Origin of the sequence: Mucilaginibacter lutimaris, assembly GCF_042676625.1 — a bacterium.
In the GTDB taxonomy this organism is placed as follows: Bacteria; Bacteroidota; Bacteroidia; order Sphingobacteriales; family Sphingobacteriaceae; genus Mucilaginibacter; species Mucilaginibacter lutimaris.
The window spans coordinates 1643100-1659644 of sequence record NZ_JBHTIA010000003.1 but is presented as its reverse complement, the minus strand read 5'-3'; the positions used below and the strand labels follow the sequence as shown (position 1 = coordinate 1659644).

General features: G+C 43.9%; 15 protein-coding genes, 1 other RNA gene and 1 riboswitch. Of the genes, 12 read left to right on the top strand and 4 right to left on the bottom strand.

All coding sequences use genetic code 11. The features are described from left to right. The first annotated feature begins 82 nt into the window (after positions 1–82). A complete protein-coding gene (locus ACFQZI_RS08360; protein ID WP_377141010.1) occupies positions 83–1264 on the top strand; it encodes an acyl-CoA dehydrogenase family protein in 1182 nt (393 codons plus the stop codon). Between the two features lie 216 nt (positions 1265–1480). Beyond that, positions 1481–3475, top strand: coding sequence for a tetratricopeptide repeat-containing sensor histidine kinase (locus ACFQZI_RS08355; RefSeq protein WP_377141007.1), 1995 nt, complete (start codon positions 1481–1483; stop codon positions 3473–3475). Here the strand turns inward: ACFQZI_RS08355 and ACFQZI_RS08350 are convergent. After that, positions 3443–4798 carry a GH1 family beta-glucosidase gene (locus ACFQZI_RS08350; protein WP_377141004.1) on the bottom strand — a complete coding sequence of 452 codons (1356 nt, stop codon included), beginning with the start codon at positions 4796–4798 and terminating at the stop codon, positions 3443–3445. The genes ACFQZI_RS08355 and ACFQZI_RS08350 overlap by 33 nt on opposite strands. 292 nt (positions 4799–5090) lie before the next feature. On the opposite strand from ACFQZI_RS08350, the gene ACFQZI_RS08345 reads away from it, so the two are divergent. The 6 genes from ACFQZI_RS08345 to ACFQZI_RS08320 all read left to right on the top strand — a co-directional run bounded on the left by ACFQZI_RS08345 (position 5091) and on the right by ACFQZI_RS08320 (position 9217). After that, positions 5091–5555 (top strand): DinB family protein, encoded by a 465-nt coding sequence (locus ACFQZI_RS08345; protein ID WP_377141001.1) that lies wholly within the window; start codon positions 5091–5093, stop codon positions 5553–5555. Positions 5556–5559: 4 nt separating this feature from the next. Next, complete coding sequence (locus tag ACFQZI_RS08340; RefSeq protein WP_377140998.1) at positions 5560–5973, top strand: hypothetical protein; 414 nt, start codon at positions 5560–5562, stop codon at positions 5971–5973. Further along, on the top strand, positions 5970–6629 hold the full coding sequence (locus ACFQZI_RS08335; RefSeq protein WP_377140995.1) for an SCO family protein: 660 nt from the start codon (positions 5970–5972) through the stop codon (positions 6627–6629). Before ACFQZI_RS08340 ends, ACFQZI_RS08335 begins: the two co-directional genes overlap by 4 nt. Continuing rightward, positions 6629–7054, top strand: a complete 426-nt coding sequence (locus ACFQZI_RS08330) for a c-type cytochrome (protein WP_377140992.1) — start codon at positions 6629–6631, stop codon at positions 7052–7054. The genes ACFQZI_RS08335 and ACFQZI_RS08330 overlap by 1 nt, the downstream gene beginning before the upstream one ends. 127 nt (positions 7055–7181) lie before the next feature. Next, positions 7182–7554: RNase P RNA component class A (rnpB, locus tag ACFQZI_RS08325), an RNA gene on the top strand. Between the two features lie 274 nt (positions 7555–7828). Next, entirely contained in the window at positions 7829–9217 is a 1389-nt protein-coding gene (locus tag ACFQZI_RS08320) for a sigma-54-dependent transcriptional regulator (protein ID WP_377140989.1), read from the top strand. 57 nt (positions 9218–9274) lie between these two features. Here the strand turns inward: ACFQZI_RS08320 and ACFQZI_RS08315 are convergent, their stop codons facing one another. Further along, complete coding sequence (locus ACFQZI_RS08315; protein WP_377140986.1) at positions 9275–10006, bottom strand: DUF3667 domain-containing protein; 732 nt, start codon at positions 10004–10006, stop codon at positions 9275–9277. Positions 10007–10082: 76 nt separating this feature from the next. After that, positions 10083–10505, bottom strand: coding sequence for a BLUF domain-containing protein (locus tag ACFQZI_RS08310; RefSeq protein ID WP_377140983.1), 423 nt, complete (start codon positions 10503–10505; stop codon positions 10083–10085). Between the two features lie 205 nt (positions 10506–10710). On the opposite strand from ACFQZI_RS08310, the gene ACFQZI_RS08305 reads away from it, so the two are divergent. The 4 genes from ACFQZI_RS08305 to metE all read left to right on the top strand — a co-directional run bounded on the left by ACFQZI_RS08305 (position 10711) and on the right by metE (position 15280). Next, positions 10711–10908, top strand: coding sequence for a hypothetical protein (locus ACFQZI_RS08305; protein ID WP_377140980.1), 198 nt, complete (start codon positions 10711–10713; stop codon positions 10906–10908). Next, positions 10902–11984 carry a DUF5690 family protein gene (locus tag ACFQZI_RS08300; protein WP_377140977.1) on the top strand — a complete coding sequence of 361 codons (1083 nt, stop codon included), beginning with the start codon at positions 10902–10904 and terminating at the stop codon, positions 11982–11984. The genes ACFQZI_RS08305 and ACFQZI_RS08300 overlap by 7 nt, the downstream gene beginning before the upstream one ends. Positions 11985–12050: 66 nt before the next feature. Then, positions 12051–12530, top strand: coding sequence for a hypothetical protein (locus ACFQZI_RS08295; RefSeq protein ID WP_377140974.1), 480 nt, complete (start codon positions 12051–12053; stop codon positions 12528–12530). A gap of 57 nt (positions 12531–12587) precedes the next feature. Beyond that, positions 12588–12781, top strand: a riboswitch (cobalamin riboswitch). A gap of 171 nt (positions 12782–12952) precedes the next feature. Next, on the top strand, positions 12953–15280 hold the full coding sequence (gene metE, locus ACFQZI_RS08290; protein ID WP_377140971.1) for a 5-methyltetrahydropteroyltriglutamate--homocysteine S-methyltransferase: 2328 nt from the start codon (positions 12953–12955) through the stop codon (positions 15278–15280). A gap of 188 nt (positions 15281–15468) precedes the next feature. Here metE and ACFQZI_RS08285 read toward each other — a convergent pair whose 3' ends face one another. Beyond that, on the bottom strand, positions 15469–16530 hold the full coding sequence (locus ACFQZI_RS08285) for an SGNH/GDSL hydrolase family protein (RefSeq protein WP_377140968.1): 1062 nt from the start codon (positions 16528–16530) through the stop codon (positions 15469–15471). Positions 16531–16545 lie beyond the last annotated feature (15 nt).

Below are 16545 nucleotides of genomic sequence, written 5' to 3'. Positions count from 1 at the left end.
TTCCGGTATTCAAAAACAAGGATTTTAGCTTTGTTTAACTCGTATTTATTCCCCTATATTTGACCAACCAATTTACCGAACCATGGCTAAGACCGACCTGTACGAAGCACCGGATTATTATCTTTTAGACGAACTTTTAACCGAGGAACACAAACTGATCCGTGCCAGTGTACGCGAATGGGTAAAAAAAGAAGTAAGCCCTATAATTGAGGATCACGCGCAACGCGCGGAGTTCCCTAAGCATTTGTTAAAGGGTTTGGCAGAGGTTGGCGCCTTTGGCCCTACCGTACCGGAAGAGTACGGAGGTGCCGGGTTGGATTATATGGCCTATGGCATTATCATGCAGGAAATTGAGCGTGGAGATTCGGGCATCAGGTCTACAGCTTCGGTACAGGGCTCGTTGGTCATGTATCCGATTTTGGCTTACGGCAGCGAGGAGCAAAAACATAAATACCTGCCTAAACTGGCCAGCGGCGAATTGATGGGCTGTTTTGGATTAACAGAACCCGACCATGGCTCTAACCCTGGGGGCATGGTCACCAATATTAAGGGTGCAGGCGACCATTACATTCTTAACGGCGCCAAAATGTGGATCTCTAATGCCCCGTTTGCAGACATTGCCATTGTTTGGGCCAAGGACGAAGAAGGAAAGATACGTGGCTTAATAGCCGAGCGCGGTATGGAAGGTTTCACCACGCCCGAAACGCATAACAAATGGTCTTTACGTGCATCGGCTACCGGCGAGTTGGTATTTGATAATGTAAAGATCCCTAAAGAAAACATATTGCCGAATGTATCGGGCTTAAAGGGCCCGTTGGGCTGCCTTAACCAGGCCCGTTATGGTATTGCGTGGGGCGCATTAGGTGCCGCTATGGATTGTTACGATACCGCCCTGCGCTACTCCAAAGAACGCGTACAGTTTGGCCGCCCGATAGGTGGTTTTCAGCTACAGCAAAAGAAACTTGCCGAAATGATAACCGAAATAACCAAAGGGCAACTATTGGTTTGGAGACTGGCCGCCCTTAAAAATGAAGGCAGGGCTACGGCTGCGCAAATTTCTATGGCTAAACGTAACAGTGTAGATGTAGCCATACACATAGCTCGCGAGGCCCGCCAAATGCTTGGCGGCATGGGTATTACAGGCGAATATCCAATAATGCGCCATATGATGAACCTTGAGTCGGTAATTACGTATGAAGGTACACATGACATCCACTTGCTAATTACAGGTATGGATGTTACTGGTGAGAACGCATTCAAATAATTCTATAAGAAATTATAGCGAAAGGTGGTAAATAATGCGTCTCAAATATTATATTTGTGTACCCATTAATGCATTACTATTTTGACTCCTTCTAAAGACAATTATGCCCATATTTTAACACGGCATGCTTGGCTCTGTATATTTTTTTTCATTTTAACATCCTGCGCGCAAAATAAGGAGGATGATGGCGAATACTCTGAAGGGTTTAAGGCTATCATGAAAACCACCGAATCTTATTGGCAGAAAGGTAAGGTAAAAGCCGGCCTGGACTATATGGATTCGGCTTTTAATAAGCTCCCCAGCCCTACTTTGGAAGATCGTTTCCGTTATTATGGTTTCCATTTTGTGTACTATCAAAAAACAGTAAGCCAGTTTGAGCGCAGCCTTGCTTATACCGATAGCATGATAGCGGTAAATAATAAAATAACCAATGCCAAGGTACATGCCCATAACATTGCCGATTATAGCTTTGCCCGGGGAGACGCTTTTTTTGAACTCAAACAATACACCGAGGCATACGAATCGTACTATCAGGGATACGCTACAGGTAAAGACCGCTCCTATTTAAATTTTGATGCCCTTGGCGATTATACCTATCGCATGGGGATGATCATGTATAAAAAAGGCCACTATCCGCTTGCGCTTAACTATTTTAAGGATTCATATAGATATTTCAAGAACTCGGGCGACGGATTTGTTGTATTCTATCGCAGGCAGGAATTGCTGGATAATTTTGGCATTTGTTTTCGCCGTATGAATCAGCCCGATAGCGCCCTTGTATATTTTAACAAGGCTTTAACGCTTATTGACAAAAACGGCTACAAATACCCAGACAGAAAATTGCACCTCGAATCGGCTAAGGGTGTTGTATATGGTAACATGGCTGATATTTATATCAGGAAAAAAAACTATGCCCAGGCTGCCGCTCTGCTTAAGAAAAGCATTGCCATTAACTTAAATCCCGGTTACGACAACCGCGATGCCCAGTTAAGCGAAATTAAGCTTGGGCAGATATACCTTGACGTTAACGAAAAAGATTCGCTGGTGAATTTGCTTAGCAATCTTCGCAGCCAGTTAGATACCGTTAAAAATGATGATGCCGAGGCTGATTATAACCGCTTACTTGGGAATTATTATGAGCAAAAAGGCGACCTGAGGAAGGCCTTAACGCATATACAGCAATATAACATTTTAAAAGACTCTATAGCACAGCGGGTCAGCAGCCTCATGCAAACGGATGTTAACCAGCAACTGGCCAACTACGAGAAACAACACGAAATAGAAACGCTTAGTAATGACAATAAGCTCCAGGTTATTTACCTGTATGTGAGTGTGTTTTTGGCGGTAATGGCTGTCATCATCATATTCCTGGTCTTTCGTAACTGGAAAAGATCTAAACGTGATGTAGAAACTGTGAACCTGCTTAATAAGCAAATAAACGAGCAAAATCATGTTTTAGAAAAGGCTTTTAATGAGTTAAACACCAGCAGCCAGGAAAAAGACCGCATACTGCGTACCGTAGCGCACGATCTGCGCAACCCTATTGGTGGTATTGCGTCCCTTACCACCATGATGGCACAGGATGAATACACTGATGAACAAAAGGAACTGATAAACCTGCTCAGAGAAACTTCCTTTAACTCGTTAGAACTGATCAACGAAATACTGGAGGCTACCAACATGAACTCGGTAGCGCTCAATTTAGAGCAGATAGAAATTAATTCGCTGGTAAATAACAGTGTGGAGCTACTGCGTTTTAAAGCCGCCGAAAAGGGCCAGACCATATTGCTTGAACCACTTAACAGGCAGCAGGAGTTATACATAAGCCGCGAAAAAATTTGGCGGGTAATTAGTAACCTGATTAGTAATGCCATTAAATTTAGCCCAACAGGCGGCGAGATAAATGTAAAGGTTGCCGAAGTTAACGGTAAAATAATTATAGCCGTACAAGACCACGGCATAGGCATCCCTGACAAGATGAAGGATGAAGTATTCAATATGTTTACCAGCGCCCAAAGGCCGGGCACATCGGGCGAAAAATCTTTCGGGCTGGGCTTATCTATCTGCAAGCAAATAATGGATAAGCATCATGGTAAAATATGGTTCGAGAGCAACGCCAACATAGGCACTACTTTTTTCATCAGTCTGCCCATCATATCGCGCAGCGTACCTACCGATCTACCTAAGCAGGTTAGCGAACCAGTGTCCTGATGATTTGATGATACGCTTCTGGGTATCAAAATTTACGTGTATTAAACCAAACCTGGGGTGGTAGCCCTCGGCCCATTCAAAGTTATCGGTAAGCGTCCATACAAAATAGCCATGCACTTTTACACCTTCCTGTTTGGCTTTTAAAACCTGCTTAATATGGTTTTGAAGGTAAGTTACGCGCCGCTCGTCGTTAACTTTTCCATTAAATACAGTATCCGGAAAAGCCGCGCCGTTTTCGGTAACAATGAGTTTCTTTATCTGCGGGTAAGCATCAAACTTTTTAAGCATTTGATAAATGGCCGGCGGGTACACCTCCCACTTCATATCGGTTAATTCTACGCCCCTCTTTTCGGCCTTCACTAAACTTGCGCCAATGTATGGGGTAAAGAAAGAGTACTTTACAATTTCGCGGGTGTAATTTTGTATGCCTATAAAATCGAAGTCGAAACTCATGTTAGCTTCGTCGCCGGGCAATATGTATTTGTTAATGCCTTTTAAAGCCGTAACCTCATCTGTTGGGTAGCCTAAGCCCAATAATGGCTCAATATACAAGCGGTTAATGAGCGCGTCGGCACGTTTGGCCGCCTGTATGTGCCGGGGCTTATCCGCAAAAGGCTCGATATATGAACAGGAGAAAGTATTGCCAATATTAGCGCCGGGCACAATACCGCGCAATAGCCTCGCCCCTGCCACAATACTTAAAACAACATGATGTATGGCCGGCAAAAAATTGCGCAGGCCTGTGCGCCCCGGTGCATGGATGCCTAAAAAATAGCCGGCGCCTGTAAATACCGCGGGCTCGTTCATTACCATCCAGTTTTTTACACGATCGCCAAATGCTTTGGCACAAATGGTGGCAAACTCCGTAAACCAGTTCACAATTTCGCGGTTCGTCCAGCCGCCTTTATCCTCAAGCGCCTGCGGCAGGTCCCAGTGGTATATGGTTACCCATGGCTCTACGCCTTGTTGCAGGCAATAATCTATTAGCTTGTTGTAATGGTCTATACCGGCCTGGTTAACGCGGCCGGTACCGTTGGGCAAAATGCGGCTCCACGATATGGAGAAACGGAAATTAGGTATATTGAGCTGTTTAATAAGATCAACGTCCTCTTTGTAACGGTTATAAAAATCACAAGCTATGTGTGGTTTATCGCCGTTTAATATTTTGCCTTTGCGGCTGCTAAAGGTATCCCATATAGACGGCCCTTTGCCATCGGCATCGCACGAACCTTCTATCTGAAGCGCGGCGGTAGAAACTCCCCAGGCAAAATCGTCGCCAAAAAGTTGTTTAGAAAGAGATGTATCCAGATTGCAGGTATCCATTAATTTGAGCTGATGCGAGCCCAAAATGTGCATTATTATTTTATAAATAAAGCGCTAAATTAAAAAACTTAGTGCATGAAAGATGAACGCATGCTTTTAAGGAACAACCATTCGCGCAGGTCGCTAACTATAGCCGCTAATTTGGTAATGATCTTCATGAGGATGTTTTTTGTTTATCCAAATGTAAAATAACAGTGTGTAGTTATCATCAGCGTATCATTATTATAATGTTAACACAATTTGTGTCCTCCGCTTATTAATTTTTTAGCGAATGATGTTTACTTTTACCGCAATGAAAAGCCACTTTATACGCCTGCTTAATTACGACCATTTTGCGAACACCCAAATGGTACAATTAATGGTAGAACAGGGCGCTACAGGCAAACCGGCAGAACTGATGGCCCACCTGCTGGCAGCGCAGCAAATTTGGTTAAAGCGCCTCCAAAGTTTGCCGGCACCACTTGCACCGCTTTGGCCCGATGCTAACGCCAACGAACTAATGCCTGTTGTAAATGCTAACTACAAAGCCTTACTGGCTTATTTTGAAAACCTACAACCGGCAGATTTTGACAGGGTGATCGCCTACAAAAATTCCGTTGGTTATTTTGAAACCATAGTGAGCGATATTATTACCCACCTCATCAATCACGGTACGCATCACCGCGCGCAAATAGGTACGCTTTTAAAATTACAGGGGGCAACCTTACCGCCACTGGACTACGTACTTTACCTGAGAAACTTAAACGAAACTGCATAATACAATGAAGAAATTAATTGCCGCCTTATTGTTAAGCTTTGTTATTTTTAGCTGTACTGATACCAAAAAACAAGAAAAAGACCTGTTTAACGAAGTTATAAAAGTACACGACCGCGTAATGGGTAAAGAACAGCTCATCATAATAAATAAAATGCAGCTGGACACCTTGATAAAAGACAGCATATCTGCCGAGGTAACCGCGGCTGCCAAATTACATACTACAGCCCTTGATAGTGCCGACTCCCGCATGGAAAATTGGATGCACAACTTCGACGCGGAAAATAAAGGCAAAAGCCACAAAGAGATAATGGCTTACCTTACCGACCAAAAGAAACAAATAGATGCTATTGACAGTAGTTTTAACAGCACTGTGGCCGCGGCGGCAAAATTTATTAAGCAAAATAAAAAAACCAAATGAGAAAATTAGCGGCATTAGCCCTTATAGCTTTAGCATTTAGCGCCTGTAAGTTTAACAGCGCCGATAAAATTACCCTGCCTATTATGGGCAACCGCGAAGCTGTTACAAAAACGGTAAATGGCAAAACAGTGGTTGATACGGTTTACCAAACCATTCCCGACTTTAAGTTTGTGAACCAGTATGGCGATACCATCACGCAAAAAAATCTGAAGGGTGATATCTACGTGGCCGATTTCTTTTTCACCACCTGCCCTTCTATATGCCCAATTATGCACCGCAACATGTTGAAGGTGTATAGCGAGTTTAAGAGCGTTCCTGACTTTAAGATCATCTCGCACACCATCGACCCAAAACACGATAGCGTAGCGGTAATGAAAAAATATGCTGATAAATTAGGTATCAGCGGCGACAAATGGTGGCTGTTGCAGGGCGACAAGGAAAAAACCTATGACCTGGGGCAGAAAAATTATTTAGTAGCTGTAAAGCAAGATGATGGTACCCCGGGTGGCTATGTGCACCAAGGTTGGTTTGTATTGGTTGATAAACAAAAGCGCATCCGCGGATATTATGATGGTACGGATGAAAAACAAGTGGCCAAGATGATAGAGGACATCAAGATCCTCCGTGCCGAAGTTAACACCGAAATAGCCCAATAATGAAGCTAAGGGTAATTGGTTTCTTAGCTCTATTGATCTGCATTATTGCCATAGCTTCATGCCAAAGCGACGAAGAACAGGAATTTAAACGTTATTATACCGGCGGCGCCGCTATCTACAAAGCCAAATGCCAAAATTGCCATGGCGCCAATGGTGAAGGTCTTTCAAGTCTGATTCCACCTCTCACCGACACCGCTTATCTCAACAAGAACCGAGCGCAGCTTGCCTGCTTCGTAAAATACGGAATTAAAGAAACTATTATAACTGTTAAAGGCAAGGCTTACGAAGGCGCTATGCCTGCCAATGTAGATATGCCTGCTATTGAAATTGCCAAAGTGATTACTTACGTAGGCAATTCCTTCGGTAACAAAATGGGTTTAATACCGGTAAATGAAATTGATGCCGACCTGGCAAAGTGTAAATAGTCCGGAAGTCAGTAAAGTTTGAAAGATAAAAGGAAATGAAATTTAATCACTTTTCGCCTTAACTGACTCTCCGACCTCCCGTCTTTCGGACTTAACTGACTTTCCGGACTAAATCCCTACCTTTGTAACCGCAAAACGTTCTATCGCTGCAGGCTTGTCCTGTAGAGGAAAGTCCGGGCAACGCAGAGCATCCTGCTTCCAAACGGGAAGGCGCCCGCAGCGGGCGACAGCAAGTGCCACAGAGAATATACCGCCCGCAAGGGTAAGGGTGAAAACGTGAGGTAAGAGCTCACGGCTTTTCCGGGCGACCGGGATCGCGGTAAACCTCAGGAGTTGAAAAACCAAATAGGTTCTGAAAGCGGTGCTGCTCGCATCCACGTCCGGCAACGGAATGTCAGAATGGGTAGGTTGATAGATCCTGCCGGCAACGGCAGGGCCAGATTAATGATAGAAGCTCCCGCAAGGGGGTACAAAACCCGGCTTACAGATTTGCTGCTGTTAAAGCCCCCGGAAGGGGGCTTTTGTTATTTAAAAGGGCGACGTTCCGAGGAGCGAGGGCAATGAGGCAATCTTCAATAAGCTTGTTGCCGACCTCTCTATCGAAGATTGCCACGCTACGCTCGCAATGACGCAATAGTTAAATGTACTTGCGACCAGCAATCAACTATTCTCTAATCCACCAATCTTTAATCTCTAAAACCAACTGCACATAATACTACACATTTTTATATATTAGCCGCAAACATTACTACCTGTTTTAAGTTTACATAACACATGGCAAAAATTTTAATAATTGACGACGAACGGTCTATCCGAAGCACCCTTCGTGAGATATTGGAATATGAAGACTACACCGTTGAAGATGTAGATAATGGCGTAGACGGCCTGGAGCTGATCCGCAAGAACGATTACGACCTGGTACTGTGCGACATAAAAATGAACCGCATGGATGGCATGGAAGTGCTAACCGAGGGCCTTAACATTAAACCCGACCTTCCTTTTATTATGATATCCGGCCACGGCACGGTTGAAACCGCTGTTGAGGCAAGTAAAAAAGGCGCGTTCGATTTTATATCTAAACCACCTGATCTTAACCGTTTATTGATCACAGTACGCAACGCCCTGGACAGGGGTAGTTTGGTGGTTGAGGCTAAGGTTTTAAAACGTAAGGTATCAAAAGTACGCCCGATTTTAGGCGAATCGCAAGCTATTTTACGCATTAAAGAAACAATTGACCGTGTTGGCCCTACCGACGCTCGTGTACTGGTTACCGGTGCAAACGGAAGCGGTAAAGAACTTGTAGCCCGCTGGCTGCACGAAAAATCTAACCGCAGCAACGGCCCTATCATTGAGGTTAACTGCGCGGCTATCCCGTCAGAGTTAATTGAGAGCGAATTGTTTGGCCACGAAAAAGGCTCATTTACATCGGCTATAAAACAACGCATCGGTAAATTTGAAAGCGCCAACGGCGGTACGCTCTTTTTGGATGAGATAGGCGACATGAGCCAGTCGGCACAGGCAAAGGTGCTGCGTGCCTTGCAGGAAAGTAAAATTACCCGTGTAGGCGGCGAAAAAGAAATTGATGTAGATGTACGCGTAGTAGCGGCAACCAACAAAGACCTGCTTAAAGAGATAGAGGCCGGTAACTTCCGCATGGACTTATATCACCGCCTGAGTGTGATATTGATCCATGTGCCACCACTTACCGAGCGACGCGAAGACATTGCCCTGCTTACCCAAAGCTTTTTGGAAGAGATATGTAACGAGTATGGCATGCCGGCCAAAAAGATATCTGACGCTGCTCTGGAAGCTCTTAAAGCCCTGCCGTGGACCGGTAACATCCGCGAACTGCGCAACATGGTAGAGCGTTTAATTATTTTGAGCGATAAAATTATTACCGATAATGATGTAAAGGCATTTGCTAACCCATCGGCCCCGGTAACTGCCGAAGCAGGTGCTACAGCAACCGCCGCCGCGCCGCAAACAGACTTTGACCAGTTCACTAACTTCCAGGAATATAAAGATTACGCCGAGCGAGAGTATATTAAATTCAAGCTCGAAAAAAACAACTGGAACGTTTCTAAAACTGCCGATGATATTGATATTCAACGCAGCCACCTCTACAGCAAGATTGAGAAATTTGGTTTGAAGAGAGGTGAATAATTCTCTTACAATTAAAAAGTCCGATACAAACATATCGGACTTTTTAATTAATAAATATTAATGTTTTATAACAGCGTCTATCACAGTCCCCAGTATTTGAATTGATGCAAAAAAGGTTATCATCCCTAAAAGATAGGCTGCTAATGATTTTATATAACCCGATATTTTTTTGGTGTTAAAAAATTGCGCGATAGCCCAGCAGCAGTAGGCTATGCCAATGATGCCGGCAATTTGCATCAGGCTAACTTTAAACAAACCTTCGGCAAGTGTAAAAACAGCGTATATCAGCATGCCCATCCCCATTACGAAACACAGCAATATCAATATCTCAAAAATGTTGTAAGGTTGTTTTCTGAAAAATACTTTTAACCATAGTGCTATAAATACACCCATAATGATGTTGGCATAGCCATAGTGGCCCTGTACCCAGGCGAACATTTTTGTGGGGGTAGAGTTTTTATCGCCGTTATAATCCACGTAGCCGTCTTCGATATGAAAAAAGTGCGTTAGAGTAGAATATATCAGCGAAGTGATAATAATAAAGATTACCGGTTTTACAAGCCTGTTCCTGTTTTCGGTTATATAACTTCTTACATTCTTTCCGGGGTGTATAAGCAGTTCTTTAATGGTATATAATATTCCCTTTTCGAGATGTAAAAGGTGTTGAATTTCGTGTGATACATAATGCGCGTCAACCCGTTTTAAAGTTTTTGGCTGGCCGCAATTCGGGCAAAATTTGTCAGAAACGATGGTATTGCAGTTTTTGCAATTAACAGTATTATCAACCATTTAAAAATTGTGAGAGGTTAGCTTATAAGTCAAAGTTCAACTATGTAAAGTATCGGAAAAAATGGATTATTACCGCTCAATACTTTACATCAAGTTCATTAGTTTCTATAAAGGCTTTTATAGCATCAATTGCAGCGCTGTTGTTACTATTAAGGTCAAGTTCCTTAACAGAGCGTAAGTATCCTACCAACTTTTGAGTTTTATCTTTATCCGCGACAGCAAAACCCATAAGCCATTTGGCAAAGCTTTTTTCTGCAATGGGTTCATCAATTAAGGTCACTACATCTTTATGCCGCTGATCGGCCTTTATCCTGGCATACAGGGCGTTTATCATATTATCCTTCCCTTCCAAAACCTGTATGAACGTCCCTTCCGAATAGAGTAAAATACCGGTTATGCCAAGTGCTTCGTTATGTAACCTCGAATTATGTAAAATGTCCATCAATTGATTTTCGTGCATCAATGTAACAGCCGTGCTAACGTAAACTATATTTTTCATGGTAGTTGCCGCAATTTACGAGTTTGCGAATGTTCTTACAACTTTTCCTTTAGGATTTGGCCGCTCAACTGTAGCCTCTTTGCACGCATTTATAAATACAGATAACCGGTTTTAAGATTAACCAGGTAAATTTTGCCATTCAAACTTATGTATATTTGACACAGCCACTAACCTGTTTTTGCATGCGATACCTTTCCCTAAAGCCATGTTATTAAAGCCAAACAAAATAACCGGTACACGTTTTCAGATAAACATCTACGCGGCGGTGACCGTATTTTTGGCCTACACCATGATATTTGGCTTTCGTAAATCGTTTACCGTAGCCACGTTTGATGGTATTACGGTAGCAGGCTACAGCTATAAAACGCTGCTTGTTTTAAGCCAGGTATTGGTTATATGTTAGCCAAGTTTTACGGCGTAAAATACATTGCCGAACTAAAGCGTACGGGCCGGGGTGCCGTTATCATATTGCTTACAGGCATAGCGTGGATAAGTTGGCTGGGCTTTGCTCTGGTGCCTGTGCCTTACAATGTTGTTTTCTTGTTTATAAATGGTTTCCCGCTCGGGATGCTTTGGGGTGTGGTGTTCTCATACATCGAAGGTCGCCGCGGTACCGATTTTATCGGCGCTACGCTTGCGGTTAGTTTTATCTTCGCGTCGGGCTTTGTACGTTCGGCGGGTGGCTGGCTTATGCTGACGTTTGGCATTACCGAGTTTTGGGTACCCTTTTTTACCGGGCTGCTTTTTGCCGCCCCGCTCCTGCTGTTTATTTACCTTATGGAGAAGATACCGCCGCCTGACGATACCGACGTTACTGACCGCATGGCACGCACACCGATGGGTAAAACGCAACGCCGGGCTTTTGTGCATAGTTTGCTGCCGGGCCTTGCCGCATGTATCCTCATCTACACTTTTGCCACCATTTTTAGGGATATCCGCGATAATTTTGGCGCTGAAATGTGGAAAGAAATGGGCTTTTTTAATCAGCCCGCCATCTTCTCTAAAACCGAAACGCTCATTACACTGGTAATACTGGTGCTGATTGGCAGTATGGTAATGATCCGGAACAGCTATAAAGCGTTGATGACAGCCCATATATTTATTGGAATAGGTTTCATTTTAGCCGGGGCATCAACCCTGCTGTTTGTTAGCCATAACCTACAGCCTATTTGGTGGATGACCATTGTAGGGCTTGGCCTGTACATGGTTTACATTCCTTTTAACGCTGTATTTTTCGAAAGGCTTATCGCTACCTTCCGTTATGCCGGTAATGTGGGCTTCCTTATTTACCTGGCCGATTCTTTTGGGTATGTGGGCAGCGTAGGCGTGCTGTTCTCTAAAGAGATCTTTAAAGTGAAGCTTAACTGGGTAAATTTCTTTTCCAATAGTGTAATCGGTTTATCGGCGTTGGGTTTATTGCTCACCGTGTTTTCGGCGGTGTACTTTGCTCGTAAGTATAAAGCGGTTGATAGGGTTTAGAAGAAGTAACTATTGGTTGATAAAGCTTTTTATCTAAATTTGGCTCGCGTAATCAGCGAATAAGCGGTGGACATTTTTGATAAAAACATTTTAAGTTTCTGGTGGGCATTACAGGAAAATCAAGTCCAATACATCGTTATTGGTGGCTATGCTGTAAAACTTCATGGCGTCCAACATCCTACCGTCGATTTAGATATTTGGTTGAACGATACCACCGAAAACAGAAAGGCTTTCAGAAACTCGCTTGTAGACTGTGCAATGGGCAACTACCTGATGATTGAGCAAATGCAATTTTTGCCAAACTGCACAGAATTTATTTTACATAACGGGCTATGGTTAGATGCAGTCACCACTGTATCCGGCTTTGATGGCCAGACTTTTAATCACTGTTTATCAAGTGCTGCTATCGCAGATATTAACGGCGTAAATGTTCCCTTTCTGCATCTCCATCAGCTTCTTACGAACAAGAAAGCAATGAACCGCGCTAAGGACCATATAGTAATTGAAGCGTTGGAAAAGTGTATAAAACCAATAGAAGAAAGTTAACACTCCTTTTCTTCATCCTTATTACTTACATTTGGGCCGATGTAAGTTCTTTACTTTCCTTCATCAACCGGTATAGGTTTTACTTAATTGTAGATTAATAGGGAATAGTGTGCAAATCACTAACTGTCGCGCAACTGTAAGTAACACAAAAGTTTTTGCCAATATACATGCCCACTGACTGTTCTAAAAATGGTTGGGAAGGGCGGCAAAAATGTTACAAGTCAGGAGACCTGCCATACCGAATTGACAATGCTTTCGCGGTATGGGGCAATGGTCGTGGTTTGATATAGTTTTCGTACAACCTGTGTTTTTTATGCAAGGGAGCGCTGTATCCATACTTTTCCATCAATCCATCCCAACAGCATTGCGAAGTTTAGCTAAACGGGCTTTTAACCGATTTATTCATTTAATCAATTAAAGCAATGCTAACGCAAAATTTAGGCTACCCGCGTATTGGTAGTCAACGCGAATTGAAAAAGGTCTGCGAGGGTTACTGGGCAGGCAAAACGGGGCACAAAAACGTGCTTACGGTAGGTAAAAACATTCGCCACGATAACTGGCTGATGCAAAAGGAGGCAGGAATAGACCTTATACCCTCGAACGATTTTTCGTACTATGATCATGTGCTTGATCATTCCCTGATGTTTGGCGCTATCCCAAAACGCTATAACGAGGTTATCCTTAAACAAGGCAAGGAAGAACTCGATCTGTACTTTGCCATGGCCCGCGGTTATCAAAAAGATGGGTTGGATGTTGTGGCTATGGAGATGACCAAATGGTTTGATACCAATTACCATTACATAGTGCCCGAGTTTTATAAAGATCAATCATTCAGGCTGTTCTCAGCTAAAATCACAAATGAGTTTTACGAGGCTAAACAGTTAGGCATCATCACGAAACCTGTACTGATAGGCCCGGTAACTTACCTGCTGTTGGGAAAAGAAAAAGAATCCGGTTTTGAAAAGATAGACCTGCTGAAGAACCTGTTGCCGGTGTATGAAGAGATACTAACTAAACTACAGGATCTCGGCGCCGAACGGATCCAGTTTGATGAGCCCTTCCTGTCGCTTGACCTTACGGAGAAAGAACAGCAGGCCTACCGCGATGCTTACAAACAGTTGCGTAAAATTTTCCCAAGATTAAAATTCATCTTGACTACTTACTTTGAGAAACTGGGCAGCAATGCCGAGCTGGTTGCTTCCCTACCTGTTGATGCCCTGCACATAGACCTGGTGCGTGCGCCGCAGCAACTGAATGAAGTGTTAGAGTTGCTGCTTCCCACTAAAACTATACTATCCTTAGGTTTAGTTGATGGCCGTAACATTTGGAAAAATGATTTTGAAACATCACTTAATATTATTAAAAAAGCAAAAGACAGGCTTGGCGATGACCGCGTTTGGATAGCGCCCTCCTGCTCGCTCATCCACTCACCTGTCGACCTGAGAAATGAGCATAATGCAGAAACACTTACACCCGAAATTAAACAATGGCTTGCATTTGCCCGCCAAAAAGTAACGGAAGTTGCCTCGCTTAAAAGCTTAGCATCAGATAGTCCCGGTGTTCGTGCCCAATACCAACTGGCCGAAAATCAATACGCTAACGGTTTACGTAAAACTTCAAGCCTTATTCATAATAATGCTGTAAAAGAGCGTGTTAAAAAGATAACCGAAAGCGATTGGCAGCGTTTAAGCGCTTTTACATTGCGTAAGCAAAAACAACAAGCATTGTTAAATCTGCCTTTATATACTACTACCACCATTGGCTCGTTCCCACAGACTGCAGAGGTGCGCAGTTGGCGTGCCCAACTCAAAAAAGGCGCTATCACCCAGGCACAATACGACCTGTATATTGCCCGGGAAACCGAAAAGACTGTTAAATGGCAGGAAGAGATAGATATTGACGTTTTGGTGCATGGCGAGTTTGAACGAAACGATATGGTAGAATACTTTGGTGAGCAGCTACAGGGCTTTACCTTTACCCAAAACGGCTGGGTGCAAAGCTATGGCAGCCGCTGCGTTAAGCCCCCTATCATTTATGGCGATGTATCGCGGCCTGATGCCATGACGGTTAGGTGGTCGGCTTATGCACAATCGCTTACTGATAAATGGATGAAGGGAATGCTAACCGGGCCTGTTACCATTCTGCAATGGTCATTCGTGCGTAACGATCAGCCAAGGTCAGAAACCTGTTCGCAAATAGCGTTGGCCATCCGTGATGAAGTTGTAGATTTGGAAGCCGCCGGTATAAAAATTATCCAGATTGATGAGCCGGCTATCCGCGAAGGCTTACCTTTGCGCCAGGCCGATTGGGCAGCGTATTTGGATTGGGCGGTAAAAGCATTCCGCATTTCGGCAAGCGGCGTACAGGACGATACACAGATCCATACACACATGTGCTATTCGGAGTTTAACGATATTATCCAGAACATTGCCGATATGGATGCCGATGTAATTACAATTGAAACATCGCGCTCGCAAATGGAACTGCTGGATGTATTTGCCGACTTTAAATATCCTAACGAGATTGGGCCGGGTGTTTACGACATCCACTCGCCACGTGTGCCCAACAGGGATGAAATGACCTACCTGCTTAAAAAGGCAAGGGCGGTTATCCCCGACGCGCAACTTTGGGTAAACCCCGATTGCGGCCTTAAAACCCGCGGTTGGGACGAAACCAAACTGGCCCTAACAGAAATGGTAGCCGCCGCGAAAGAAATGCGCGCCACTGTTACAGAGCCTGCAACTTTATAATTATATTAACGATCCCCAAATAATGTGCTAATCCAGATCCTCTCCTTTGGTGAGGATTTGGTTGAGGCATAAATATACAGACTGAAGACGAAACAATGCAAGCTTCAAAAACGCACATTTTTAAAACCGCTTTCTCGACTAACACCAACCACTATGGTCCGCTGCCCGGCGCAATCCGTGCGCATATTCTACCACTTAAACATCTTCTCTATATAAGCTATCAAATCATCCCCCATAGCTTTTTGCTCGGCAACGCTTGGGTGGCCGTTGGTGTTTTTGTAGGGAAAGAAATGGGTATATATACCCTTATCATGTAAGCCGGCAACGGCTTTTTCTATATATCCCGGCCATGGCGAACCCTCTTTAGTGGCATCCATAGCACCCAGGACACACACAATTTTAGCTTGGGGATATTTGGCTCGGATGCTTTTGATGAACCCCCGGTAATGGCTGATGATGAATTCGGGCATTGGCGGGGTATCGCCAAAGATCTTTTTAAATTGTTCGTGATTTTTGTTGGCGCTTAACCAAGAATCGTTTTGGAAGAGATTTACTACTACCAGTTCGGGCGTAAACTTATTAAAATCCCATTTGGTCTTTTCGTGAGCATACGAGCGATCGTAAATATCAGGCATTACATAATCAAACCAGCTTATCAATACGCCTATACCGCTTTTGGCAATTACGTGGAAGTCGGCGTTATAATACCTTGCCGCAACACTGGCGTAGCTTGCATAGCCGTTCTCGTAATGGTTATCGCCCCTATCCTTGCCGCTGGTATCTTCGTCGGCCATCCCGCAGGTAATAGAGTCGCCATAATATTCAATTTTGTGCCTGAATGCTGGCGGGGATAGCAATTCGCCGTCGACGGTTAGGCCATAGAACCAGGTGCGGCCCCAGTCGTATTCGGTACGTTTAAACAGTTGCAGTTTGTGCGGGCCTTTAATTAAGCCGGAGATCAGCTCATATTCCTTTTTACCTTTATCCAGCTTTAATATCTTGGCTACTTGGCCATCAACCACTACGTTATAATAATTTTGGCCGTTCTCATCGTTCAGCGTTGCTTTTACAGCCGTGCCGTTAAAGTTTATGATGACCGATGAGGCCGTCCACGATAGTTCGGCAGTACTGTCTTTCATGCCCACGCGGCCCATGTAAAAGACTTTGGAGTTGTTAAATTTTACAAGGGTTTGGGCGTGGGCATTCGTGACTGCAATAAGTAGAAATACAAATACTCTAAAATATTTCATAATTTTTTCAATTTC

Bases quoted from the DNA above. Each gene is read 5' to 3' on its own strand.
- ACFQZI_RS08315 (WP_377140986.1), bottom strand. From the start codon at position 10,006: ATGGTTGATAATACTGTTAATTGCAAAAACTGCAATACCATCGTTTCT.
- ACFQZI_RS08335 (WP_377140995.1), top strand. From the start codon at position 5,970: ATGAGAAAATTAGCGGCATTAGCCCTTATAGCTTTAGCATTTAGCGCC.
- ACFQZI_RS08305 (WP_377140980.1), top strand. From the start codon at position 10,711: ATGTTATTAAAGCCAAACAAAATAACCGGTACACGTTTTCAGATAAAC.
- ACFQZI_RS08285 (WP_377140968.1), bottom strand. From the start codon at position 16,530: ATGAAATATTTTAGAGTATTTGTATTTCTACTTATTGCAGTCACGAAT.
- ACFQZI_RS08300 (WP_377140977.1), top strand. From the start codon at position 10,902: ATGTTAGCCAAGTTTTACGGCGTAAAATACATTGCCGAACTAAAGCGT.
- ACFQZI_RS08355 (WP_377141007.1), top strand. From the start codon at position 1,481: ATGAAAACCACCGAATCTTATTGGCAGAAAGGTAAGGTAAAAGCCGGC.
- ACFQZI_RS08320 (WP_377140989.1), top strand. From the start codon at position 7,829: ATGGCAAAAATTTTAATAATTGACGACGAACGGTCTATCCGAAGCACC.
- ACFQZI_RS08350 (WP_377141004.1), bottom strand. From the start codon at position 4,798: ATGGATACCTGCAATCTGGATACATCTCTTTCTAAACAACTTTTTGGC.
- metE (WP_377140971.1), top strand. From the start codon at position 12,953: ATGCTAACGCAAAATTTAGGCTACCCGCGTATTGGTAGTCAACGCGAA.
- ACFQZI_RS08345 (WP_377141001.1), top strand. From the start codon at position 5,091: ATGAAAAGCCACTTTATACGCCTGCTTAATTACGACCATTTTGCGAAC.
- ACFQZI_RS08340 (WP_377140998.1), top strand. From the start codon at position 5,560: ATGAAGAAATTAATTGCCGCCTTATTGTTAAGCTTTGTTATTTTTAGC.
- ACFQZI_RS08330 (WP_377140992.1), top strand. From the start codon at position 6,629: ATGAAGCTAAGGGTAATTGGTTTCTTAGCTCTATTGATCTGCATTATT.
- ACFQZI_RS08310 (WP_377140983.1), bottom strand. From the start codon at position 10,505: ATGAAAAATATAGTTTACGTTAGCACGGCTGTTACATTGATGCACGAA.
- ACFQZI_RS08360 (WP_377141010.1), top strand. From the start codon at position 83: ATGGCTAAGACCGACCTGTACGAAGCACCGGATTATTATCTTTTAGAC.